Genomic DNA, 24325 nt, shown 5'->3' on the forward strand with positions numbered 1-24325 from the left:
GTGAAAAGAAAGCTTTTAGGCGTCATTGATGCCACTACTTACCATGAGGATTTAGAAGATTTATTAACCCACCGCTCACTAGCTGCACTACCTTTTGCGGGTAGATATCGAATTATAGATTTTGTCTTATCAAATATGGTGAATTCAGGGATCCGAAGTGTAGCCATTTTTCCAAAAATGCAATATCGCTCGCTTATGGATCATCTTGGTTCAGGGAAAAACTGGGACTTAAATCGAAAGCGGGATGGACTTTTCTTTTTTCCGTCTCCGATTGTTGATAATGATGGAAATAAAATTGGATCCTTTGAGCATTTTGCTGCGAATTTGGACTTCTTTTATCGAAGCACCCAAGAATATGCAATTATTTCTAATTGTTATACCGTTTTCAACATGACCTTTCATTCTGTTCTTAATTGGCACAGTGAAAATGGATGTGATATCACTGAAATCCATCATAAAGACGGCCGTCCAATGGAGATGTATTTAATTAAGACCTCTTTGTTAATAAAGCTAATTGAAACAAGAAATGAAACAGGATATACGTGTATGAAGGATGTAGTAAATGATCTACATAATGACTACACAATCTGCCGTTATAATTATGAGGGTCATGCGGTAATGATTGATTCCATTGAAACCTACTTTTCAACCAGCATGAACCTGTTGCAACCTGATATATGGAAAAAACTCTTTATCAAAGAACAGCCGATTATTACAAAGGTAAAGGATGAACCTCCGACCAAATATGTAAAAGGCTCAGAAGTGAAAAACGCAATGATTGCAAATGGCTGTTTAATTAATGGTCATGTTGAAAATAGTATCGTTTCCCGTGGAGTTAAGATCGGTAAAGGGGCAGTGATTAAGAACTGTATTATCATGCAGAAATGCCATATAGAAGATAATTGTTATCTAGATTCAGTTATTCTAGATAAAGATGTGAGAGTAGAGGCAGGAACCCACTTAGTCGGGACTGTTCGTTCCCCTTATGTGATTCGAAAAGGGACGAAACAAGGAGCGTTGATGAACTCGTGAAAGTATTATTTGCTGTTTCGGAATGTGGTCCATTTGCCAAATCTGGAGGTCTAGCAGATGTTGCTGGGTCACTTCCTAAAGAACTAAAAAATCTAGGAACAGATGTAAGAGTAATATTACCTAAGTATGGAACCATTTCTGAAGAGTATAAAATGGAAATGAAAAAGATAAAAGAATTTACTGTTCCTGTTGGTTGGAGAAATCAATATTGTGGCATTGAAGAGCTTACTCATCAAGGTGTTACCTATTATTTTGTAGATAATGAATACTATTTTAAGCGGGAAAATCTCTATGGCTATTACGATGATGGCGAGAGATTTGCCTATTTTAATCGGGCGGTTCTTGAAACCATCGCTCAATTGAATTTTTTTCCAGATGTCATGCATTGTCATGATTGGCATACGGCTATGATTCCTTTTCTATTACGAACGGAATATTATAAGAGAAAAGGATACGGTCTTATTAAGACGATGTTTACGATTCATAATCTTCAATTTCAGGGTATATTTCCTAAAGAGGTGCTAAGTGATTTACTTGGACTCGACAATCAAGTCTTTCGTCCCAACACCTTAGAGTTTTTTGGCAATGTTAACTTTATGAAGGGTGCATTGGTTGCAGCAGATAAAATCACCACTGTCAGCCCTACCTATAAAGAGGAGATTCAAACGCCAGTCTTTGGTGAGAAACTGGATGGACTTCTAAGAGAGAGAAACGAAGATCTCCTTGGTATTCTAAATGGAATAGACGAGGACTTTTACAATCCAGCGAAAGATGAATTGATTTACCAAACATATACAGCGAATACTCACCCAAAAAAATCAATCAATAAGAGTGAGATTCAAAAAAGGTTTAATCTGCCACAAAGCTCAAGAACTCCTTTACTCGTAATGATTTCAAGGCTAACGAAGCAAAAGGGACTTGATTTAGTGAAATGTGTGCTACGTGATCTTTTACAAGAAGATATCCAAATCATCTTTCTTGGCACTGGAGATTACGAATACGAAGATCATTTGAGACAGGTTGCCCGTATTTATCCTGAAAAATTAAAAGTTCATATTGGTTTTAATGAAGAGCTTGCCCATAAGCTGTATGCAGCTGCAGACTTATTTTTAATGCCATCCTTGTTCGAACCATGCGGACTCGGCCAGTTGATCGCAATGAAATATGGTGCGGTACCAATTGTCCGTGAAACGGGGGGCTTAAACGATACAGTCCATGCCTGGAATGAATTTACTGGTGAAGGAAATGGATTCTCCTTTAAAAACTTTAATGCTCATGACATGCTCTATACCATTCAAAGAGCGATTAGCTTTTATCATGACCGTGATGTATGGGAAACCATTGTCACACAAGCAATGAAAATGGATTATAGCTGGGCACAGTCCGCATTCCGATATAACCAGCTCTACGCGGAGCTCATCTCAAGGAGTGAAACCCATGTTTTCTAGTACCACTGAGTTTAAGAAGACCTTTTTAAAAAGGCTTGAGATGCTGTGTGGGAAGAGTTTCTCAGAAAGCTCGAATAGAGACCACTATCAAACACTAGGGAATATGATTCGTGAATATGTGAGTAATGACTGGATTGCTACAAACGAACGGTATCATGCTGCCCAAGGTAAGCAGGTATATTATCTTTCCATTGAATATTTATTAGGAAAGTTACTAAGGCAAAATTTAATCAATCTAGGAATTGAAGAAACTGTCCAAGAAGGTCTCAAAGAACTGGAGATTGACCTGGGGGAGTTAGAAGAATTAGAAGCGGATGCGGGTCTAGGAAATGGCGGCTTAGGTAGATTAGCCGCCTGCTTTTTAGACTCCCTAGCATCCCTTAACCTTCCGGGACATGGTCACGGAATTCGGTATAAACATGGGTTATTTGAACAAAAAATTGTGGATGGCTATCAAGTGGAATTGCCTGAGCAATGGTTGCGGAGCGGAAATGTTTGGGAAATTAGGAAAGTAGACTATGCGGTAAAAATTCCATTTTGGGGTAAGGTGGAAGCCAAAATGGAAAATGGACGTCTGGTCTTTCAACATCTAAATGCGGAAACCGTTACAGCTGTGCCTCATGATATGCCAGTCATAGGATATAAATCAAATACCATTAATACTTTAAGGCTTTGGAATGCGGAACCATCGCAATTTCCTTTTCATAAGGATATTTTAAAATATAAGCGAGAAACCGAATCGATTTCTGAGTTTTTATATCCGGACGATACGCATGATGAAGGGAAAATTTTAAGATTAAAACAGCAATATTTTCTTGTTTCAGCTAGTATCCAATCCATTACTAAAAGCTACAGAAAACAACATACGAGCTTAAATCAGCTCCATGAACATATTTGTATTCATATCAATGATACTCACCCAGTACTTGCTATTCCTGAGTTAATGAGAATCCTTATTGATGAAGAAGGATTCGACTGGGAACAGGCATGGGAAATTACACAAAATACCATCTCATATACCAATCATACAACCTTATCAGAAGCCTTGGAAAAATGGCCAATCCATATTTTTCAGCCATTACTACCTAGAATTTATATGATTATTGAAGAAATTAATGAACGGTTCTGCAGGGAATTATGGAATCAAACGCCAGGTGATTGGGAGCGAATAAGGGGACTTGCAATCCTCGCTGATGATTTTGTAAAAATGGCCCATTTAGCGATTGTCGGAAGCTTTAGTGTCAATGGTGTGGCGAAGCTGCATACGGAGATCTTAAAGCAGCGGGAGATGAATCAGTTCTATCAGCTATATCCTGAAAAGTTTAATAACAAGACAAACGGAATTGCACACCGCCGCTGGCTGCTCAAAGCCAACCCGAAATTATCAACCCTTATCACTGAGTCGATTGGAGAATCCTGGACCTATTCAGGAACAGAACTCTCGAGCTTACTTAATTTTCAACATGATACCGCATTTTTAGAGCAGCTCCTTAAAATAAAAAATGAAAATAAGCAGGTACTGGCAGATATTATCCTTGATAAAACGGGAGTCGCCGTGGATACACAGGCAATCTTCGATGTTCAAGTAAAACGGCTTCATGCCTACAAGCGTCAACTGTTAAATGTGTTACATATTATGCACCTTTATAATAAGATTAGAGAGGATTCTAGTTTCTCGCTTGTACCAAGAGTGTTTATTTTTGGTGCAAAAGCATCTCCGGGGTATTATTATGCAAAGAAAATTATCAAATTAATTAATACGGTGGCTGAAAAAATAAATAATGACCCAAAAGTGAATGACCGCTTGAGAGTCGTTTTCCTTGAGAATTATCGTGTTTCTTTAGCTGAAAAAATCTTCCCTGCTGCAGATGTAAGTGAACAAATCTCAACGGCAAGCAAAGAAGCGTCAGGTACGGGAAATATGAAATTTATGATCAATGGCGCATTAACTGTAGGGACATTAGATGGTGCAAATATTGAAATAAAGGAATTAGTGGGCGACTCAAATATTTTTACATTTGGTCTAAGTGCAGAAGAAGTTCTCCATTATTATCAACATGGGGGATACCAATCCGTTGACTATTATCACCATGATGTTAGAATTCGCCAGGCAGTCGATCAACTGGTAAACGGATTTTTTCCTGGAGTCTACAACGAATTTGAGCCTATTTTTGATTCGTTACTTGAGGAAAACGATCAATATTTTGTCTTGAAGGACTTTGCTTCCTACGCTGATATTCAGCGTTCTGTTGGAGAAGCATTTATTGATCCTTTAAGATGGCAAAGAATGAGTTTAACGAACATTGCTCATGCAGGTTATTTTTCGAGTGACCGAACCATTCAAGAGTACGCGGATGGAATTTGGGGGATTAAATCAATCTAACAAAAAAGCTTCTGCTAAAATGGCAGAAGCTTTTTGTTTTATTTAAATATAATGTCCGATGAAAATTCCAATCGCTAATAAAAATCCAAAAATCGTATTGGTTTGGGCAGTTGCCTTCATTGCTGGTGCCATCTGAATTGGCAGCGTACCTTCGATAAAGCCTTTGATTGCTTTTATTGCTTTCGGTGCACTTAGTATAACAACTGCTGTCCAAATTGGTGCTTCATTGCTAATGATAAGCCCAAGAATCCAAACGTAAGAAAAGATAAACATGACAGCTAATAAGCGGATGGCTTTCTGTTTCCCAATAAGAATGGCTAATGTTTTACGACCATTTTCTTTATCACCGTCAAGGTCACGAATGTTATTTGAAAAATTAATCGCGCCAACCAACACTAATATGGGAATGGAGATAAGGATACTTGTCTTGGAAACAGTCCCTGTTTGGATAAAGAAAGTAATTAGAATAATTAACATTCCCATGAAAAAGCCTGAAAATAATTCACCAAATGGTGTGTAAGCTATCGGTAATGGACCACCGCTATATAGATAGCCAACTGCCATACAAACGAGGCCGACAGCAGCCAGCCACCAGCTGCTGTTCAAACAAATATATACGCCTAATAAAAGGGCTATTCCATATAAGCTTAAAGCAATTTGCATAACTGTTTTTGGCTTGATTCCGTCACGGACAATAGATCCGCCAATTCCGACTGAATGTTCATTATCAAGGCCGCGTTTAAAATCAAAATACTCATTAAACATATTAGTAGCTGCTTGAATTAATAAACTAGCAATTAACATGGCTAAAAATAGCCCGAAGTGAATGTTGCCTAACTTTAATGCAAGTGCAGTACCTAGTAAAACCGGTACGAAAGCAGCAGTTAATGTATGCGGACGGGTCATTTGCCACCAAACTTGAAAGCCGCGATTTGATTCTACGGCAGGTTTCGAATTCTGCTGTATATTTGGCTGCATATAATTCTCTCCCTTTTCTAAAATTTATTCTCTATATGAAGTTCAATTAGTAGTGTTGTATGGGCTTATGCCCAAAACTAAGTGTATGGAATTCCAGTAATAGTGTCAATTAATTTTTGCTATCAAAACTAGAAGATAATACCTGTTCGATTATTATTAGTTGGTTCGTGGGACAATGAAAGTAATGATAAATCCGATTTCACCAAAAAGGTGACAATTTGATATATAATAAGGAATGAAGGCAGTTTTAGTAGTGACAAGTAATATTGACTTCTTTACAATGGGAATAGTATCTTATATAAAGCTTAAAATGAATGGATAACAGTCATTTCGGCTGTTTTGGAGGGATTTGTTTGGTTACCATTCAAGAAACGGAAATAATGGAAAGGGGTCTTTCGGCTGTTAATCGTGCGAAAGAACTTGGTCGGCCCATTTTAATTTGTGAAGTTCATCAAATGGACATGGTTCACCCACTACAATTTTTTAATGCAGGAAAAGACCGCTATCAAGGGGAACGTTTTTTCTGGAAGGATCCTACAAATGAGGTCATACTTATTGGGATTGGGATTTCTAAACAAATTCAGTCGGATCAGGCTACTGACCGCTTTTTTCTTGTTGAGAAGGAGTGGAAAAACTTCTTAAAGGATAGCCTTATTTTTAACGACTTTAACGAGATCGGTACTGGTCCTGTCATGTTCGGTGGTTTTTCATTTGACCCTTATAAAGAAAAAACAGAGCTGTGGTCTAAATTTGCGGATTCCTTATTTCATATTCCTAAATACTTATTAAGTATTGTGCATGGAAAGGCCTTTTTGACCATCAACACAGTTTGTACCCCGCATGATGATTTGTCATTATTCAGCAAGATTCTCGAAGAAAGAAATCAACTATTACGTTCCTTAGAACAAAAATATAAACCACTACCTAGTGCATTAGTTGAAAAAAGAGAGATACTACCTGAAAAATGGAAAAGCACTGTTGATGGAGTTGTGAATGAGTTAACAAATGGTCCGTTAAAAAAAGTTGTTCTTGCTCGTGAATTGAGACTTGTTTTTAACGACTTAGTAGAGGCTGAGGATGTACTGAATAATTTGTACAACCAGCAGCATGAAAGCTTTATTTTTGCTTTTGAGTCGAATGGGGATTGCTTTATCGGTGCTTCACCAGAGAGGCTTGTTAAAAAACAAGGGACAGAAGTGTACTCTACATGTCTTGCTGGTTCTATTTCAAGGGGTAAGACCGAAGAGGAAGATCGAATTTTAGGTGACACCTTATTAAACGATCAGAAGAACTTAATCGAGCATAGTTATGTGGTGGAAATGATTAAGGAAGCCCTGGAAGAATCATGTGAAGAAATTATTCTCCCAGCTAAGCCGCAGTTAATGAAGATTAGAGATATTCAACACTTGTACACACCAGTAATAGGAAAATGCAATCGCGCTGCTTCCTTATTGTTATTAGTTGAACGGCTTCATCCTACTCCTGCACTCGGAGGGTTACCGAAAGAGGCGGCAGTTGAAAAAATTAGACAGGTAGAGGATTTAGACCGTGGTTTTTATGCTGCTCCTTTAGGTTGGGTTGATTATAGGCAGAATGGTGAATTTGCAGTTTCGATCCGTTCTGGTCTAATCCAGGGTAAAGAGGCTTCGGTGTTTGCTGGATGTGGTGTGGTTGCAGACTCGAATGCAGAAAGTGAATTTTTAGAGACGAGATTGAAGTTTAGACCCATGCTTCGAGCTCTTGGAGGACAATAATATGAATCATCAAGAAGCTTTAACCGCATATATCGCTGCCTTTGTTGCAGAACTATTTTCTTCAGGGATAACAGATGTTGTCGTAAGCCCGGGCTCAAGGTCTACCCCCATGGCGATGGTGATGGCGGAACACCCTGATTTGAAGGTTCATATCCATGTGGATGAGCGCTCAGCGGCTTTTTTTGCCTTAGGAATAGCAAAAGCAACAAACAGACCGGTAGCCATTCTTTGTACCTCGGGCACTGCTGCAGCTAATTATTTTCCAGCTATTGTTGAGGCTCGCTACTCTAGGGTGCCGTTAATTGTGCTGACTGCAGATAGACCTCATGAGTTAAGAGAAGTGGGTGCCCCACAGGCAATTGACCAAATTCATTTATATGGAAAACATGTTAAGTGGTTTGCGGAAATGGCCTTACCAGAGAATAGTGACGAAATGATTCGTTACGCCCGGACAGTCTGTGCTCGCGCAACGGCTATAGCAACAGGGGCACCATCTGGACCAGTCCATTTGAATTTTCCATTTAGGGAACCGCTTATCCCTAAGTTGGATGAAAATCTGTTCCAATTAACAGAGCGGCCAAAAGGATATGTGAAGGTTCATAACGGCGAATTAACTATAGATGATGAGTATTTTAAAGAAATGGCAGAAAAGTTAATGGGAAAAGAGAGAGGCATCATTGTTTGTGGGAATCTCGAAGACTCAAATTTTGCTGATGCTGTGACCAAACTTTCCACCTCGTTAAACTATCCAATATTGGCGGACCCGTTATCTCAATTAAGAAGCGGGGAACATAGTCATGAAAACATAATTGAGACGTATGATACGTTTTTACGAAATGATGATGCCAAAACCTTTCTGAAGCCGGAAGTGGTGATTCGATTCGGGGCAATGCCGATCTCGAAAGCATTAACGATTTTCTTAAAAGAAAATCATGAAGCGGAGCAATATGTAATCGATGGTGGTGGAGGCTGGCGTGACCCTGCATCGTTATCTACTGAAATGGTTTTTTGTAATGAAACTTTATTTTGTGAGAAGTTGCTTAGCTTTAATGAAAGCAATGGATCTTCTTCATTTTTAAAAGAATGGCGTAAGATTAACGAGCTGACGAAATCGAATATGACACAAATACGAGATATCACAGAATTAAGTGAGGGGCGTCTGTTTTACCAATTAGCAGATTTATTGCCGGAAGGTTCAACTCTTTTTGTTGGAAATAGCATGCCGATTCGCGACTTAGACAGTTTCTTTCATAATAATGGTAAATCCATTAAGATCATGGCTAACAGAGGTGCTAACGGAATCGATGGTACTGTGTCCACAGCACTAGGGGCCTCCTTGTATGCTGATTCATTATATCTCGTGTTAGGCGATTTAACCTTTTTCCATGATTTAAATGGTCTTATTGCAGCCAAGCTTTACAATATTGATATCCATATTATCCTAGTGAACAATAATGGGGGCGGAATCTTTTCCTTCCTTCCACAGTCAGAACACCCTAAGAATTTTGAACTATTGTTTGGTACACCGTTAAACATAGAATTTGAGCACGCCGTTCGCATGTTTAATGGAAACTTTTCAAAAATCCAAAATTGGGATCAGTTTGAATTGGAAATGAAAAAATCAGTTCACCAGTCTGGTATTAATGTATACGAGGTGGCAACGAACAGAGGAAAAAATCGTGATGAGCACCGCGAAATTTGGCGTTCTGTTTCCCAGGAAATATCAGAATTTGTCAAAGGAGCTCGTTAATGGATGTAGTGGTGGAAGGGCTTAACTATCATGTCGATGTTTATGGGAATGGGTTTCCTTTAGTTTGTTTACATGGATTCACGGGAGATGTAACAACCTGGACTCCTTTTGTTGAGGATTGGTTTAAGCGTTCTAAGTTAATCCTTCCTGACATTATTGGACATGGGAAAACGGAGTCCCCTGAAGAAATAGAGCGGTATCATATAGAATCTGCTGCTCATGATTTAAATAAGCTCCTCGATCATCTTGAGGTGCACCAAGTGGATCTTCTTGGTTATTCAATGGGTGGCAGACTTGCCCTTACTTTTGCTATACTCTTTCCTGAAAGAGTTCGTAAGTTGATTTTAGAAAGTGCCTCTCCAGGACTATTAACAGAGACTGAAAGAGAACTTCGCCGAATGAAAGATGCTGAACTTGCAAAGTTTATAAAAGACCGTGGAATTCAAGCATTTGTCGATTACTGGGAGGAGATTCCCTTATTTTCGACCATGAAGAGCTTGCCTAAGTCAATCAATGAATCAATAAGGAGTCAGCGTTTAAACAATTCGCCGATAGGACTTGCCAATAGCTTGTTAGGCATGGGCACTGGGGCACAGCCTTCCTGGTGGGGAAGATTGAATGAACTTGAAATGGATGTCCTGCTGCTTACTGGTAAAAAAGATAATAAGTTTTGTTTACTAGCGGAAAAAATGCTCAAAGAGTTGAAAAACGGAACTTGGACGATTTTTGAAAACAGTGGACATGCAATTCATGTGGAAGAAAAAGAAAAGTTTGGTACAATAGTAAGTGACTTTCTTAATACATAATAAAGGAGGAAATCATTTTGACAGTAGAATGGATTGCAGGACGTAAATATGATGAGATTTTATATGAAACTTATAATGGGATTGCAAAAATCACCATCAACCGTCCTCACGTACATAATGCCTTCACACCGAAAACAGTCTCTGAGTTAATCGATGCGTTTGCATTTGCACGTGATGATTCAAGCATTGGGGTTATTGTATTAACGGGTGCTGGAGATAAGGCATTTTGTTCAGGTGGAGACCAATCGGTTCGTGGACATGGTGGATATGTAGGAGAGGACCAAATTCCACGCTTAAATGTTCTTGATCTTCAACGCTTAATTCGTGTCATTCCTAAGCCAGTCATTGCGATGGTTAAGGGATACGCAATTGGTGGCGGACATGTTCTTCATGTGGTATGTGATTTAACGATTGCTGCTGATAATGCTAGATTTGGACAAACTGGTCCTAAAGTGGGTAGCTTTGATGCTGGATATGGTTCAGGGTATCTTGCAAGAATTATTGGACATAAGAAGGCTCGTGAAATTTGGTACTTATGCCGTCAATACAATGCACAAGAAGCACTTGATATGGGACTTGTAAATACAGTAGTTCCGCTTGAGAAAGTCGAAGAAGAAACCATTCAATGGTGTAATGAAATACTTGAGAAGAGCCCAACTGCCCTTCGTTTCTTGAAGGCAGCGATGAATGCTGATACTGACGGTTTAGCTGGTCTACAGCAGTTCGCTGGTGACGCAACATTACTTTACTATACAACGGATGAAGCAAAAGAAGGCCGTGATTCCTTCAAGGAAAAACGTAAACCTGATTTTGGCCAATTCCCACGTTTTCCTTGATCAAAAATTGCTTACAGCTTGATGGTTCCCCATCAGGCTGTTTTTAATAGAAAAAACGAAGGCGATGATTTAATGCAATACGAGACTATTCCTAACTTCATAAAGAAACGAGTTTTTTTAACGCCGGATCGGACGGCAGTCTATTTTAACGAGCAGACCTTAACCTTTAAAGAACTTTATCAACGTTCCTTTAAGACGGCAGGGCAGCTTCAGGCACTAGGAGTTCAAAAAGATGATTACCTAGCTGTTTTATTAAAAAATCATCTAGACACCATTGTAATCTTGTTTGCCCTTCAGTTGTTAGGGGTAAAAGCAGTTATTTTGAATAACCGTTTAACACCAGCAGAATTAGTATGGCAATTGAATGATTCTAAAGCAGCCTTTCTCCTTGTGGAAGACTCGTTTTCAGATATAGAACAAGCCATAAGAACCGAAATACCATCTCTAGCTACAATGACAAAAAGTGGCTTGTTTAACGTGGAAGCAAAAACTCCGGTAATACAAGAGGAAATCAACTTATCAGATACCTGTACGATCATGTATACTTCAGGAACAACAGGCCATCCAAAAGGGGTTATACAGACCTATGGGAACCACTGGTGGAGTTCGGTCGGATCTGCGTTAAATTTAGGATTTATGGATAGTGATTGCTGGTTATGTGCGGTACCATTGTTCCATATCAGCGGATTCTCCATTTTGATGCGGAGTGTCATCTATGGCATGCCTATTGTATTACATGAAAGCTTTGATGTGGAACGAACGATTGAAGATATGACTACTAAAAATGTCACCATCATGTCTGTGGTAGGAACCATGCTAACCAGGATTGTTGATACACTACAGGAGAGGCGTCTACCTCCTCTTTTTCGCTGTATGCTACTGGGCGGAGGACCTGCACCGTTACCTTTATTGAAAGCATGTTTGGAGAAGGATATACCTGTATTCCAAACATATGGAATGACGGAATCCTCCTCACAAATCGTGACACTTTCCCCCGAATATAGCTTAACTAAGCTTGGTTCGGCAGGTAAGCCTTTGTTCCCTGCACAGCTTCAAATCAGGCTGGAAGATGAACGTATGGCAGAGGTAAATGAAGCTGGTGAAATTGTTGTAAAAGGACCCAATGTTACTCCTGGCTATTTAAATAGACCGGATGCCACAGAAGAGAAAGTACGCAATGGTTGGTTTTATACCGGAGATATTGGCTATCAGGATGAGGAAGGGTTTTTATTTGTAATCGACCGACGTTCTGATTTAATTATTTCAGGGGGAGAAAATATTTACCCAGCTGAAATTGAATCGGTCTTGCTCGCCCATTCGGATGTGGCCGAAGCTGGTGTAACTGGGGTAGAGGATATGAAATGGGGACAGGTACCCGTTGCATTTATAGTATGTAGGGAAGGCAGAGAATTAGAGGCGGATGTGCTCAGACAGTTTTGTTTACAGCACCTAGCAAAATATAAGGTTCCAAAAGCATTTTATTTTACAGAAAGTCTCCCAAGAAATGCTGCAAAAAAATTACTGCGAAGAAATCTCAGAGAATGGCTGAAAGAAGGAAAGGACATATGATGAAGTTTGCGTCAGTTGAACTTTTTGTCATTCAGATGCCCTTAAAATCCCCTTTTTTAACTCATTTAAGTACCGTTGACACTCGAGAGGGAATCATCGTAAAGGTAACAAATAAAGAGGGGATATCAGGGTATGGGGAAGGAGTGGCTTTTTCATCCCCATGGTACACTGAAGAAACAGTTTCAACCAGCTTACATATGTTAACGGATTTTCTCATTCCAATATTGCAAAAACATCCAATTACCCACCCTGAGGATATTCACACCCTTTTTCGTTCTATTAGAAGAAACCATATGGCGAAGGCATCATTAGAAATGGCCTTATGGGACTTATATGCGAAAATTCATTCAAAGCCTTTATCAAACGTCCTTGGCGGGACCCGCTCACAGATTGCCTCAGGTGTGGTAGTAGCAACAGATTCAACTTCAAAAGCATTACATCAAATTGAACAATATCTTGATGAGGGATATCAGCGTATTAAAGTTAAGATTCATCCGAACCAGGATTATTCCTTCCTTTCAGAAATCCGTCGCTATTACCCAGACATCCCCATTATGGCGGATGCCAATTCTGCGTATACATTAGAGGATATTGACCGCTTAAAAGCTCTAGATGATTTTAATCTATTGATGATTGAGCAGCCGCTTGCACAAGATGATATTATAGAACACTCCTTGCTTCAAAAAGAACTGAAGACTCCTATTTGCTTGGATGAAAGCATTGTCAGTTTTGCTGATGCAAAAAAGGCAATCGAGTTCGGCAGCTGTAAGGTGATCAACATCAAAGTGGGACGTGTGGGAGGACTGTATGAGGCCAAACGAATCCATGACTATTGTTTTGAAAGAGATATCCCTGTTTGGTGTGGCGGCATGATTGAATTTGGTGTATCTCGTGCTCACAATATTGCGCTTGCTTCCCTTCCTGGATTCACCATACCAGGAGATATCAGTGCATCGAGCCGTTTTTGGGAGGAAGATATCATCACGCCGGAAGTTGTCGTGGAAAATGGATTTATTACAGTACCGAATCAACTAGGTATTGGTTTTAATGTAAATGAGAAGAGACTTAATGAGATTCTTTTAACCAAAGAGACTTTTCAATTCTAATACGAAAGAACCAGCCTACGTGTGTCGGCTGGTTCTTCTTTTATCCTCGATTACGATAATCCGCTTGGTTCAAATGTTTTACAATCCGTTTCCTTATTACTATCAGCTGTATCACCAGTATGGCTGACTACATAAATTTGATCTGCACTACATCTATTTCCCTTCGCCCAAAACGAACAGTTATTTACTTCACATAATACATCTTTAGCCATTGAAAGTATCACTCCTTATTGGATTTTAAGATACAGGAATAGCATTTGATGATTTCAAGGAAAACATGCCTGCCAGAAAAGGGATATTACTTTTTGGGAATGCTTGATTTGCTTTGTCTTAAATAGCGTTTATCATTCATAAATAAGCTCCAAAAGTAAATAAAGCCAGGAAACAAAATGGCAAAACCAACAATATAAGTAATAAAAATTGCTCGAAAAGAATTAGGGTCTGTAAAAGCAGAATGGATTGTCACTTCAGGATAGACGATATAAGGCAAATGCGCCTTCCCATACACATAACTGGCTACTAAATATTGTGCGGTTACGGCAATAACAGATAGTCGAGGCCAGCCGGGTGTCTTTGTCTTTTGAGATGGCAACAATAAGCCAAGCCCACCTACTAAAAAGCAACCAAGTGATAGGTAAAGTAGTGGAAGGTCTTTCATCATTTTTCCATAAATCCAAGCTGCCTCATTTTTTAATGTAAACATAATAAGAAATGCCATTATTAAAGAAATGGGCCCAATAAACAATGCATCTCTCCGATAGACACGGTAAGCCTCGAATTCCTCTGAGGCTTTAGAATAGTCCGCTAATAGAAGAGAGGAAAGGAATAGAGTACTTGTTAGGGCAAATCCGAAAAAAGCATATTCATTGGGGCTCGTAAACAATCCAGCTAAATCTAAGGTTTGCCGGTTCCCTGAGAAATCCACATAGTTCCCATGTGTAATGGGGAGTACACTAATTAGTAATCCTGGTATGAGTATACCTGATATGCCAGAAATGTATGTAAGTGGTTTTTTGTATTCCTCGGCTATATTAGAAAAGACCAGAAACGCGCTACGGATGGACAGTAGTAATAAGATTAGACTCCCTGGGACTAATAAAATTGTACCCAGCGTGTAGGCACCCCTCGGAAAAAGACTGTAGACGGCAACAACAAGTGCCACAATAAACGTATTGGTTACCTCCCATGTAGGGGATAGGTAGCGGTTAGCAATGCTTGTAGCCGTTGCTTTTCTACGGTTAATGTAGAACATCGACCAAAATCCTGCTCCAAAATCCATTGTGGCCATAACAGCATAGATAAACACAAATCCCCATAATACTGTTATCGCAAGATAGACATCCAACATGATTGTTCCACCTTCTTATGAATTTGAACTAAACAGTGGTACTCCTTTTTGGTCCGCACGGTTTAGGTCATCAATAACGGTATTTTTCTTGAAATAATACCGAAGGACAAAAAGAACTGAAAAGGCTAAAATCGCATAGACAATTGCAAACAGGATGAATAATATCCCTAAATTTGTTGCCGTAGTAACGGAGTCCTTCGTAGAAAGTACATGATAAATGGTCCATGGTTGCCTACCGGTGCAGGCAAAGACCCAACCGAATTCAATTCCTAAAACCGCCAAAGGACCAGAAAGGACGTAGAGCCACATTAACCATTTCGGAAAGTGATCTTTTTTCAATACTCGTTTCCATGCAAGTCCAAGAAAGGAAATCAGTATGAGTAGGGAACCGATACCAACCATTCCATTAAACAGCGTATGGACAAACAGAGGCGGCCAGTGTTCTTTAGGGAAATCGTGTAACCCTTTAACAACGGTATCAAAACTATTTCCAGCTAAAAAACTTAATGCCCATGGTATTTCAATCGCCCATTTTATGGTCTCTGTTTCCCGGTCCGTAAATCCACCAATCGCGAGTGGAGCGTGGGACTGAGTTTCAAATAGCCCTTCAGCAGCTGCTAGCTTCTCTGGTTGGTATTCATGAAGTAGTTGGGCAGATTCATGCCCATTAAGAGCAGTTAATAAAGAAAATAGACCGCCTACAATAAGACTCAGCAACAAGGCTTTTTGATGGAATTGATAAATTCTTGAAGGACGATCTGCTTTTAGCATTTTATAGGCTGAGACGGTGGCTACAATAAAGGCCCCTGTTGTATAAGCAGATAGTGCTACATGACCAGCGGTTACGAAAAAGCTTGGATTAAAGAAAGCTGCCCATGGGTCTACATCTACAATCTTTCCATTGACGATACTAAAACCAGCAGGTGTCCCTTCGAAGGCATGGACATTGGTAATCAATACAGCTGAACCCATTGCTCCAATGGCAACGAGGAGTAAACTTGTAATTCTCATCCATGGTGCAATGCGTTCTGCGGCATAGACATAGATGGACATAAATAAGGCCTCTATGAAGAAAGCATAAATCTCAATTTGAAAAGGTAATGCCATTACCTTTCCAATCACTTCCATGAACCCGGGCCATAGCAAGGACAACTGTACCCCGGCGATTGTACCGGTAGGAATGCCTACTCCGAGAAGAACGGCAAATGCTTTTGTCCATCTTTTAGCCATGACCACATACTCGATATCCTTCGTTTTTTGATAAATGAGCTCTGCAGTCAATATCATAAACGGTAATCCAACCCCTATAGTAGCAAAGATAATATGAAAGCCCATGGTTGTTCCGAATAGACTCCTTGCAATTAATAAATCTTCCATGTGGATCTCCCTCTCTAGTTAAACATGTATAAATGTATTGTTTACATGTTAAGGAGGATTATGTAATTTTTTCTATTCATAAAAAAAACCTCCCGATGACTCGGGAGGAAGATATTAATTATTTAATGCTGTTTTTAATGAATCAAGATTTTTAGCCATTAATGTAAAGTATGTTTCCTTGTTTTTAATGTCATTTTTTGATAATATGCCAAGGTTGTGAATGGGCAATGCTCTTGCTCCAATTTCCTTTTGAACGACTTTTCCTAGCTTGGATTGGACGTTTTGTTCGAAAAGAATATAGTGTAAGCCGTCATGATCTGCAACTGATATTATTTTTTCAAGTTCTTTTTGTGTAGGTTCATTCGTTGTTGAAAGTCCGGAAATACTAATTTGTTCAATTCCATACCGTTTTTCCCAGTAACCAAATGCAGCATGGGTAACGATTATTTTTTTATGCTTTGCTGTTGAAATCGTCTGCTGATACTGAGTATTGAGCTCATCTAGTTCCGTTGCTAGCTTCTGATAATTGGCTTCGAATAGGTCTTTATTTTTCGGCATTTCTTTAGTTAATCTATCACGAATCACGGCTGCCATTTCCTTTGAATAAATAGGATCGAGCCATACATGTGGATTTACATCACTGTGGTGCTCATGGTCGTCGTCCTCTTCTTCGTGAAGAGTGCTATCTTCCTTTGGTAGTTGAAGTTGGTCCGCAACAGACACCAGCTTTACATTTTCATTTTTTAATGTACCTTTTGCTTTTTCTACAAAACCTTCTAGTCCAAGACCAATATAGAAAAATAAGTCTGAATCAGCTAAATTCATCATATCCTTTTGGGATGGTTCAAAAGTATGTTCATCTGCACCGGGTGGATAAATGGTCTTTACATCGACCAAGTTACCACCAATCCGTTCTGTGAAATATTGCAAGGGAAACACCGTCGTATAAATAGTTAATTTGTCTTTTTTTGGTTGTGACTGTTCGGCACCGTCTGAACATGCTGATAAAACAAGTGCTAATGGCAACAACAAAGAAAGTAATTGAATGATTTTTTTCATAAGAACTCCTCATCCTATATTTAAATCGGATTTATTACGATTTATTTATCAAAAAAATTTTAGAATAGAAAAAGAAAATAAAAGAGTATAATACGGAACGATTCCGATTTCCTCTAGTATCTTACAAAAAAAATACCATAAATGCAAGTATAATATTTGTTTCAAACAAGGCATATTATGTATGCTTATATAGAAAGGTGGGATTAAGAAATGGAAAAATCAACATTGTTAAATGAAATCTTGGAATTCAATCACCAATTTGTAGAGAAACACGAGTATGAGAAATATGAAACAACCAAATTTCCAAATAAAAAAATGGTGATCCTCACTTGTATGGATACTCGTTTATTAGAGTTATTGCCGAAGGCTTTAAACTTAGGAAATGGGGATGCAAAAATTATTAAGGATGCTGGTGCTATTGTCTCACATCCCTTTGGAAGTGTTATGAGAAGTATTCTGATTGCACTTTATCAATTGAAGGCACAAGAGGTTCTTATCATCGCTCACCATGATTGTGGAATGAGCGGCCTAAAAGCAGAGCCTGTAATTGAAAGTATGATAGAGCGGGGAATTTCAGAAGAAACATTTAATACCCTTACATACTCTGGGATCAATATTGAACAGTGGCTGCATGGTTTTGATAATGTGACTGAGAGCGTAATACACAGTGTAGGGATAGTTAAAAACCATCCTTTAATGCCGAAGGATGTGCCAGTTCATGGTTTAATTATTGACCCTAAAACTGGAAAGCTGGATTTAGTTGTCGATGGCTATAAAAATTAATGCTTCTCTTTATCAGGAACAGGATCTAAGCCTCCTGGATGAAAGGGATGACATTTTAAAATTCGTTTTAGGGTAAGCCAGCCTCCCTTGAAGGCACCAAACCGTTGTATAGCCTCTAAACCGTAATGGGAACATGTGGGATAGAAGCGGCAGGTTGGTGGTTTGATGGGTGAAATAACAATTTGGTAAAAACGAATGAATGAAATAAAAACTTTTTTCAACACGTGTTTCACTCCCTAGTTACGATTAATGTAAACATACCATATTTTATTATGGACGTCTAAATGCTTAACTGTCCTAAGTAGATGAAAAAACTTGGTTTCTGCGGTATAGTAGTAGGTAGATTATAAAAGGAGTGATTCTTAATGCCTTCAGTTGAAAGCTTTGATTTAGATCATAATGCTGTTAAAGCCCCTTATGTAAGACACTGTGGTGTTCATAAGGTAGGTAGTGACGGGATTGTTAATAAATATGATATTCGTTTTTGCCAGCCAAACAAGCAAGCTATGAAACCAGATGCAATTCATACACTGGAACACTTGCTTGCGTTTAATATTCGTAAGCATTCAGAGAAGTACAATCACTTTGATATTATTGACATCTCACCAATGGGCTGCCAAACAGGTTATTATCTAGTGGTAAGCGGTGAACCAACGGTAGAGGAGATTATCGATCTTCTTGAGGATACTATGAAGGATGCAGTTGAAATCGTTGATATCCCTGCTGCAAATGAAAGACAATGCGGCCAAGCAAAGCTTCATGACCTAGAAGGTGCCAAACGTCTAATGCGTTTCTGGCTTGAGCAAAGTAAAGAGGATTTAAAACAGGTATTTGCATAAAAAATAAAGAGGTTGACTCGGGTCAACCTCTTTATTTTGGCTTATTTTCCTGATTACTCTCTTGTTTATTCATGTGGTCAATATGAGCATTTTCTTCTAAAGAATCGATTGTATGTTTATAGGAATAGGCCTTGGAAGTAGTTACTACAGCTAATAGTAAAACAACAATGACAATGACAATACAAACGACAAATACCGTATACAAAGCTATGGCCTCCTTGACTTCCTGATCTCCTCCCATTGTATCATGAATAGACCTTCATTGATTAAAAAACAATTAAAAAGGAAGCTGATTGGGCAGCCTCCTTAATCTGATTTTCCAATGGTATGTACAATCAATGAATATTTCTAGGATAATAAGTATTTGTGCGAAGTTGACCATATTCTTCCTGTGCAAATTTCCCTTTAAGACTTTCTATTAGGTAAAGCCCCATTAAATCATATAGTTCTTGTTTATCCATTTCTTGAATTAAGGCTAGAAGATCTTCATGTGTCATTTCTTCTAAAAAGGCAAATGTAAGCATATCAATATCCTCTTCGTCACCAGTTAGCTTGTTTCGGTACATTTCATATAACTCATCGACCAATTTCAATTGCCACACCTCCTTAGAATAATCATTTGCTTCTTACTTATTGAATTCCCATATTAAGATAAAATAAACCCTTGGAAAAAATTGACTGAAAAATCTGTTTTCTTGATTGTATGCTCATTATAGCGTATTCATTTCTAAAAAAAAGTCGAAATTTGAAAAAGAATAAATTTTTCTCATTTGTGGACTACTATAGGTAAAAGGGGATGAAATTGATGAGTGAGCAAAAGAAAACGTATTATATAGATGTTGGGACGGGTGAAATTTCACAAAGTGCCACTAGCTCGACATGGAGTTATAAAATTCAAGCTGACGATGAAGAAATAACCCAGCTGCGCGAACTGTTTGATGAAAATTACTCCACTGAGTGGCAGAACTTTTTTAGAGCCCATGTTCCTTATGTTCAGTATCATTATGACAGAGAAAACGATGCTTATGATCAAACTATTCAGAGAGTATATGGAATGCTCCACAAATTAGGCGATGACGAGGCAAGAAATCATATTGATAGTATGAATATCTTACCTAAACAAGAATAATGGCAAGTAACAGGCTGACTCCTTAGTTTTTGAGTCAGTCTCTTTTTTCGCTTATAATAAAAGTATATTGAAAAAATAGGGCGGTTTTTTAATGATACAGTTTTTTGATCAGAATAGAAATAAAGTAGAACTTGATTTCAAACAAAAGGCCTTTAAAGAAGAGGCCAAACATGTACTCGTTATTTGCCAACAAGGGGACAAGTGGCTTTTAACGAATCATAAGACAAGGGGCTTCGAATTTCCTGGTGGTAAAGTAGAACCCTTTGAGACCCTTGAAGAAGCAGCAAGAAGAGAGACATTTGAAGAAACTGGAGCTATTCTGGGACAACTACAATTTGTTGCAGAGTACAAAGTGAGCGATCAAAACAGTTCATTTATTAAAGCGGTTTTTTGGGGACAAGTAAAAGAAATGGATAAAACGAACAACTATCATGAAACAAATGGGCCTGTCATGCTCAAGGGTGATGTATTGAAATTAAGAATGGGAAATCAGTTTAGTTTTATCATGAAGGATCAAGTCATTGAAGAATGTATCCATCATATTAAGCAAAAATTAAAAGAATAGTGGAAGCTTCTACGCAACCCACTACTCTTTAATTAGTTTCTTTTCCAGCAATTCAACCAGCTGATACATAATCGTGGCAACTACAGCTATAACTAAAAGTGATAAGAATACGAGTGTAAAATTAAATACTTGGAAACCGTAGATAATCATGTATCCAAGTCCACGGGAAGAAACAAGAAACTCACCAACAATAACACCTACCCAGGATAGACCGACATTTACTTTTAAAGTGGAAATCATCGTCGGAAAGCTTGCAGGTAAAATAGCTTCCTTAAAGCACTGAAGGCGTGATGCCCCGAAAGTTTGCAATACTTTTAAGTAGTTGGGGTCCACCTCCTTAAAGGACGTATACACAACAATAGTGGTAATGATGATAGAAATGATTGCACCCATGGCAATGATAGAAGGGTACCCAGGGCTCAAGGCTACAATTAATATCGGTCCTAGTGCTACTTTGGGCATAGCATTTAAAATGACCAAATAGGGATCGAGGATCTTTTGTATCCTAGGTGACCACCAAAGGACGGCAGCCAGTATGGTTCCTAATAAGGTTCCAAGAATAAATCCACAAATGGTCTCCGTTAAGGTGACACCTAAATTGGATAGTAATGAACCATCTTGGATTTTATCTAAAAATAACTTCCATATTTTAGATGGGGAACTAAAGATCAATGGATCAATCCATTGCTTTTGACTGGATAGTTCCCAACTAGAGAAAAAGGCGATAAAAATAACAGCCTGATAAAATCGGATCCATCTTTGTTCAATTTTTAAAGTATGAATGTACTTTTTATGGAGGAGTGCTACCTTATTCTTGTTCTGGTTCAAGAGATTCCAACTCCTTCCATATCATTTGAAAGACATCTGGATACAATTCATGATTCCTTGCTTCAAAGGGTGACAGCCTCTTTAACTCCTCAGGCATTTCAAACGTCTTGTAAATCCTTCCAGGACTTGGTGAGAGCAAATACACACGATCACTCATCGCAATGGCTTCACCAATATCATGGGTAACAAGAATGGCTGTTTTACCAAAGGTTTCTAAAGTTTGGGACACAAGATCCTCAAGTTTGAGTTTGGTTTGATAATCTAGGGCAGAAAAGGGTTCATCAAGCATAAGCAATTTGGGTTGTGTCGCTAGTGTCCGTACAAGAGCGACCCTTTGACGCATACCGCCAGATAATTGCTTAGGAAGTTGTTTTTCTACTCCGCTTAAGCCAATTTGGTTGAGTAAGTCTAGGGCATTTTCTCTAGTTTCTTTACTTAATTGATTGGATAATTTCAATCCAATTAAGATATTTTCTTCTATCGTTTTCCAAGGAAAAAGGTAATCCTGCTGTAGCATGTATCCAATCTCATTTTTAGATCTAGAAACGGGCTGACCTTCTAACAATATCGTTCCTTTTGTCGGTTTAAGTAAGCTGGATATAATCGATAGCAAGGTGGTTTTTTCCACAGCCACTAGGGCCGAGGAGGGAGATAAATTCTCCTTCCTCAACTGTAAGTGAAATATCGGAGAGGGCCGTGGTGGCAGTGGCTTTGGTAAAATAAATGTGCTGAACATCTTGAACGGTTAAGAAACTCATGTGGACGGCCTCCCTTTCCTTTTATTTTTTGATTACTTTTGAAGCGATTTGCGTATTTACCAGTGTTTTATGATCCACTTCTTTTGGAAGTTCGCCAGCTTCTTTCATGATGTTTTGAAGATTGTTCCATTCTTCTTCGTCTAGGATAGGATCAGTAGCAAAGGAGCCTTGGCTCTTATAACGGTCGACAACGGTTTTCATAATCTCAAAATCTGTGTCAGGGAAGTATGGTTCGACAGCCTTAGCAATTTCTTCGGCACTGTGGGATTCTACCCATTGCTGTGCTTTGTAAATGGCTCTCGTGAATTTTTCAACCGTACTCTTATGTTCTTTCAAGTAGCTTTCTTTGGTCATGAATGTTGTATAAGGGACATGGCCGGATTCTTTACCGAAGGAAGCGACAATGTGACCTTTACCCTCTTTTTCAAAAATGCTTGCCGTTGGTTCGAATAGTTGAACAAACTCACCTGTGCCAGAGGCAAAGGCATTCGCAATATTGGCAAAATCGATGTTTTGGATGAGATTTAAATCTTTTTGCGGATCAATTCCATGTTTTTTAAGAACGAACTCGCCAACCATTTGAGGCATACCGCCTTTGCGCTGGCCTAAGAAGGTTTTTCCTTTTAGTAGATCCCAAGAGAAATTGTCAATTTTGTCTCTTGAAACAAGGAAAGTTCCATCTGTCTGGGTAAGCTGGGCAAAATTGATTACTGGGTCATTAGCCCCTTGAGCGTAGACATAAATGGATGTTTCCGAGCCGACTAGTGCAATATCTGCCCCTCCAGAAAGTAAGGCCGTCATCGTCTTGTCACCGCCAGCTGTCGTTGCCAGGGTCACGTCTAAACCTTCCTCTTTGAAAAATCCTTTTGCTAAGGCCACATACTGAGGAGCATAGAAAATCGAACGGGTCACTTCTGCAATTCGGACCTTTTCTAGTTTCTTTGGTTCATTCGTGGAATCATTATTACAAGCCGCTAATGAAATCATAAGTATACCGATAAGAAGAAAGGAGAACCTGAACCTTAACCATTTTTTCATACAAAAGAACCTCCTAATTTCCGTAAAAGAATCTGGGCTAATTGCCTAAGATATCGTATGAAGTTGAGAAAAATGTGTGAATGCCTAGGAACAAATTATTTTTAAATGTGCAAGGGAAGTATGATGATGAACAATGACAATAATGGAAAAATCCTTGAGAGCTACCGCTTTCCATCTCCAAATCCAAAAGTGGAAGTAAGGGTGATTACCTACCTTTCTGGAGGTTTACGCGTAAAAGGGATGCTTGCTGAGCCGATTGAAGAAGGAGTATATGATGGCATGCTTTATTTACGTGGCGGAATAAAAAATGTGGGTAAAGTAAGGCCGGCCCGGATTGCTCAGTTTGCAGCTGAAGGTTTTATCGTTTTTGCTCCTTTTTATCGCGGGAATCAAGGCGGTGAAGGGAATGAGGATTTTGCAGGGGAAGACAGGGAAGACGGTTTTTCTGCTTTTTCACTGTTAAAATCACTACCTAGAGTCCATCAAATCCATATTTTTGGTTTTTCACGCGGCGGTGTAATGGCCCTTCTGACAGGCATAAATTTTCCAGAGGCAGCATCTGTAGTCACCTGGGGTGGGGTCAGTGATATGTCATTAACCTATATGGAGCGGCTGGATTTACGAAAAATGATGAAACGGGTTATTGGTGGGACGCCTGAAAAATATCCTGAACGATATCAGGAAAGGACCCCACTTTACCAATTAGAACAACTTACAGCTCCAGTATTAATCATTCACGGTGTGAACGATCACAACGTCTCCGTTGAGCACTCCTATCGATTAGAGAGGCGGCTTAGGGGCTTAAACAAAGCAGTCGAATGTTGGTATTTTGATGAGTTTACACACTATTTTCCACCGGTAGTAAATAGAAAAGTCGTAGAAGATGCCACAAAGTGGATGAAAAGGCAAGGCAAAAGATGATAAAATATAATTAATACA

Annotated in this window: 24 protein-coding genes and 1 pseudogene; 14 read left to right on the forward strand and 11 right to left on the reverse strand. The window is 39.0% G+C overall.

All coding sequences use genetic code 11. The annotated features are described in order from the left end of the window. From QFZ87_RS08210 to QFZ87_RS08220, 3 genes are read left to right on the forward strand one after another with little or no spacing between them, the layout of a single operon-like run. Positions 1–1032, forward strand: coding sequence for a GlgC family sugar phosphate nucleotidyltransferase (locus QFZ87_RS08210; protein WP_309859963.1), 1032 nt, complete (start codon positions 1–3; stop codon positions 1030–1032). Then, positions 1029–2480 carry a glycogen synthase GlgA gene (gene glgA, locus QFZ87_RS08215; RefSeq protein ID WP_309859965.1) on the forward strand — a complete coding sequence of 484 codons (1452 nt, stop codon included), beginning with the start codon at positions 1029–1031 and terminating at the stop codon, positions 2478–2480. The genes QFZ87_RS08210 and glgA overlap by 4 nt, the downstream gene beginning before the upstream one ends. After that, complete coding sequence (locus tag QFZ87_RS08220; protein WP_309859967.1) at positions 2470–4863, forward strand: glycogen/starch/alpha-glucan phosphorylase; 2394 nt, start codon at positions 2470–2472, stop codon at positions 4861–4863. Before glgA ends, QFZ87_RS08220 begins: the two co-directional genes overlap by 11 nt. Positions 4864–4905: 42 nt before the next feature. Here QFZ87_RS08220 and QFZ87_RS08225 read toward each other — a convergent pair whose 3' ends face one another. After that, positions 4906–5841 (reverse strand): 1,4-dihydroxy-2-naphthoate polyprenyltransferase, encoded by a 936-nt coding sequence (locus QFZ87_RS08225; RefSeq protein ID WP_309859969.1) that lies wholly within the window; start codon positions 5839–5841, stop codon positions 4906–4908. A 353-nt stretch (positions 5842–6194) separates the two neighbouring features. On the opposite strand from QFZ87_RS08225, the gene QFZ87_RS08230 reads away from it, so the two are divergent. From QFZ87_RS08230 to menC, 6 genes are all read left to right on the forward strand, one after another. Then, on the forward strand, positions 6195–7595 hold the full coding sequence (locus QFZ87_RS08230) for an isochorismate synthase (protein ID WP_309859970.1): 1401 nt from the start codon (positions 6195–6197) through the stop codon (positions 7593–7595). 1 nt (position 7596) lies between these two features. Next, a complete protein-coding gene (menD, locus tag QFZ87_RS08235) occupies positions 7597–9345 on the forward strand; it encodes a 2-succinyl-5-enolpyruvyl-6-hydroxy-3-cyclohexene-1-carboxylic-acid synthase (protein WP_309859971.1) in 1749 nt (582 codons plus the stop codon). Then, positions 9345–10151 carry a 2-succinyl-6-hydroxy-2,4-cyclohexadiene-1-carboxylate synthase gene (gene menH / locus QFZ87_RS08240; protein WP_309859972.1) on the forward strand — a complete coding sequence of 269 codons (807 nt, stop codon included), beginning with the start codon at positions 9345–9347 and terminating at the stop codon, positions 10149–10151. Before menD ends, menH begins: the two co-directional genes overlap by 1 nt. Positions 10152–10168: 17 nt before the next feature. Then, positions 10169–10987, forward strand: coding sequence for a 1,4-dihydroxy-2-naphthoyl-CoA synthase (gene menB, locus QFZ87_RS08245; protein WP_308082801.1), 819 nt, complete (start codon positions 10169–10171; stop codon positions 10985–10987). Positions 10988–11059: 72 nt separating this feature from the next. After that, positions 11060–12556: an o-succinylbenzoate--CoA ligase gene (locus tag QFZ87_RS08250; protein WP_309859977.1), complete on the forward strand. Its 1497-nt coding sequence runs from the start codon at positions 11060–11062 to the stop codon at positions 12554–12556. Then, on the forward strand, positions 12556–13662 hold the full coding sequence (gene menC, locus QFZ87_RS08255) for an o-succinylbenzoate synthase (protein ID WP_309867714.1): 1107 nt from the start codon (positions 12556–12558) through the stop codon (positions 13660–13662). The genes QFZ87_RS08250 and menC overlap by 1 nt, the downstream gene beginning before the upstream one ends. A 50-nt stretch (positions 13663–13712) precedes the next feature. Here the strand turns inward: menC and QFZ87_RS08260 are convergent, their stop codons facing one another. The 4 genes from QFZ87_RS08260 to QFZ87_RS08275 form a co-directional block, all read right to left on the reverse strand. After that, positions 13713–13874, reverse strand: coding sequence for a DUF1540 domain-containing protein (locus tag QFZ87_RS08260; protein ID WP_309859979.1), 162 nt, complete (start codon positions 13872–13874; stop codon positions 13713–13715). Between the two features lie 86 nt (positions 13875–13960). Beyond that, complete coding sequence (locus tag QFZ87_RS08265) at positions 13961–15010, reverse strand: cytochrome d ubiquinol oxidase subunit II (protein WP_309859981.1); 1050 nt, start codon at positions 15008–15010, stop codon at positions 13961–13963. Between the two features lie 15 nt (positions 15011–15025). Continuing rightward, positions 15026–16387: a cytochrome ubiquinol oxidase subunit I gene (locus QFZ87_RS08270; protein ID WP_309859983.1), complete on the reverse strand. Its 1362-nt coding sequence runs from the start codon at positions 16385–16387 to the stop codon at positions 15026–15028. 114 nt (positions 16388–16501) lie between these two features. Continuing rightward, the gene (locus QFZ87_RS08275) at positions 16502–17446 is read right to left on the reverse strand and encodes a metal ABC transporter solute-binding protein, Zn/Mn family (RefSeq protein WP_309859985.1); all 945 of its coding nucleotides are present in this window, start codon (positions 17444–17446) and stop codon (positions 16502–16504) included. Positions 17447–17656: 210 nt separating this feature from the next. Here QFZ87_RS08275 and QFZ87_RS08280 point away from each other — a divergent pair, with 210 nt between their 5' ends. Continuing rightward, positions 17657–18229, forward strand: a complete 573-nt coding sequence (locus QFZ87_RS08280) for a beta-class carbonic anhydrase (protein ID WP_309859987.1) — start codon at positions 17657–17659, stop codon at positions 18227–18229. On the opposite strand, the gene yidD is transcribed toward QFZ87_RS08280, so the two are convergent. Beyond that, positions 18226–18450, reverse strand: coding sequence for a membrane protein insertion efficiency factor YidD (gene yidD / locus QFZ87_RS08285; protein WP_396133958.1), 225 nt, complete (start codon positions 18448–18450; stop codon positions 18226–18228). The genes QFZ87_RS08280 and yidD overlap by 4 nt on opposite strands. Positions 18451–18594: 144 nt before the next feature. Between yidD and QFZ87_RS08290 the strand changes: the two genes are divergently transcribed. Next, positions 18595–19068, forward strand: a complete 474-nt coding sequence (locus QFZ87_RS08290) for an S-ribosylhomocysteine lyase (RefSeq protein ID WP_309859991.1) — start codon at positions 18595–18597, stop codon at positions 19066–19068. A 31-nt stretch (positions 19069–19099) separates the two neighbouring features. Here the strand turns inward: QFZ87_RS08290 and ytzI are convergent, their stop codons facing one another. Together ytzI and QFZ87_RS08300 are read right to left on the reverse strand one after the other, a co-directional pair. Next, the gene (gene ytzI, locus QFZ87_RS08295) at positions 19100–19273 is read right to left on the reverse strand and encodes a YtzI protein (protein ID WP_309859993.1); all 174 of its coding nucleotides are present in this window, start codon (positions 19271–19273) and stop codon (positions 19100–19102) included. A gap of 130 nt (positions 19274–19403) precedes the next feature. Next, positions 19404–19661, reverse strand: coding sequence for a DUF6154 family protein (locus tag QFZ87_RS08300; RefSeq protein ID WP_308082813.1), 258 nt, complete (start codon positions 19659–19661; stop codon positions 19404–19406). A gap of 212 nt (positions 19662–19873) precedes the next feature. On the opposite strand from QFZ87_RS08300, the gene QFZ87_RS08305 reads away from it, so the two are divergent. Both QFZ87_RS08305 and ytkD read left to right on the forward strand, forming a co-directional pair. Beyond that, on the forward strand, positions 19874–20197 hold the full coding sequence (locus QFZ87_RS08305) for a hydrolase (protein WP_309859995.1): 324 nt from the start codon (positions 19874–19876) through the stop codon (positions 20195–20197). A gap of 91 nt (positions 20198–20288) precedes the next feature. Continuing rightward, a complete protein-coding gene (gene ytkD, locus QFZ87_RS08310; protein WP_309859997.1) occupies positions 20289–20762 on the forward strand; it encodes an RNA deprotection pyrophosphohydrolase in 474 nt (157 codons plus the stop codon). A 21-nt stretch (positions 20763–20783) separates the two neighbouring features. Here the strand turns inward: ytkD and QFZ87_RS08315 are convergent, their stop codons facing one another. The 3 genes and pseudogenes from QFZ87_RS08315 to QFZ87_RS08325 form a co-directional block, all read right to left on the reverse strand. Next, complete coding sequence (locus tag QFZ87_RS08315) at positions 20784–21590, reverse strand: ABC transporter permease (protein ID WP_309859998.1); 807 nt, start codon at positions 21588–21590, stop codon at positions 20784–20786. Then, positions 21571–22348 (reverse strand): annotated as a pseudogene (locus QFZ87_RS08320) (ABC transporter ATP-binding protein). Before QFZ87_RS08320 ends, QFZ87_RS08315 begins: the two are co-directional and overlap by 20 nt. A gap of 21 nt (positions 22349–22369) precedes the next feature. After that, complete coding sequence (locus QFZ87_RS08325) at positions 22370–23386, reverse strand: ABC transporter substrate-binding protein (protein ID WP_309860000.1); 1017 nt, start codon at positions 23384–23386, stop codon at positions 22370–22372. 120 nt (positions 23387–23506) lie between these two features. Between QFZ87_RS08325 and QFZ87_RS08330 the strand changes: the two genes are divergently transcribed. Next, positions 23507–24307 carry an alpha/beta hydrolase family protein gene (locus QFZ87_RS08330; protein WP_396133905.1) on the forward strand — a complete coding sequence of 267 codons (801 nt, stop codon included), beginning with the start codon at positions 23507–23509 and terminating at the stop codon, positions 24305–24307. The last annotated feature ends 18 nt before the right edge of the window (positions 24308–24325 follow it).

Origin of the sequence: Bacillus sp. SLBN-46, assembly GCF_031453555.1 — a bacterium.
Lineage (GTDB): Bacteria > Bacillota > Bacilli > Bacillales > Cytobacillaceae > Neobacillus.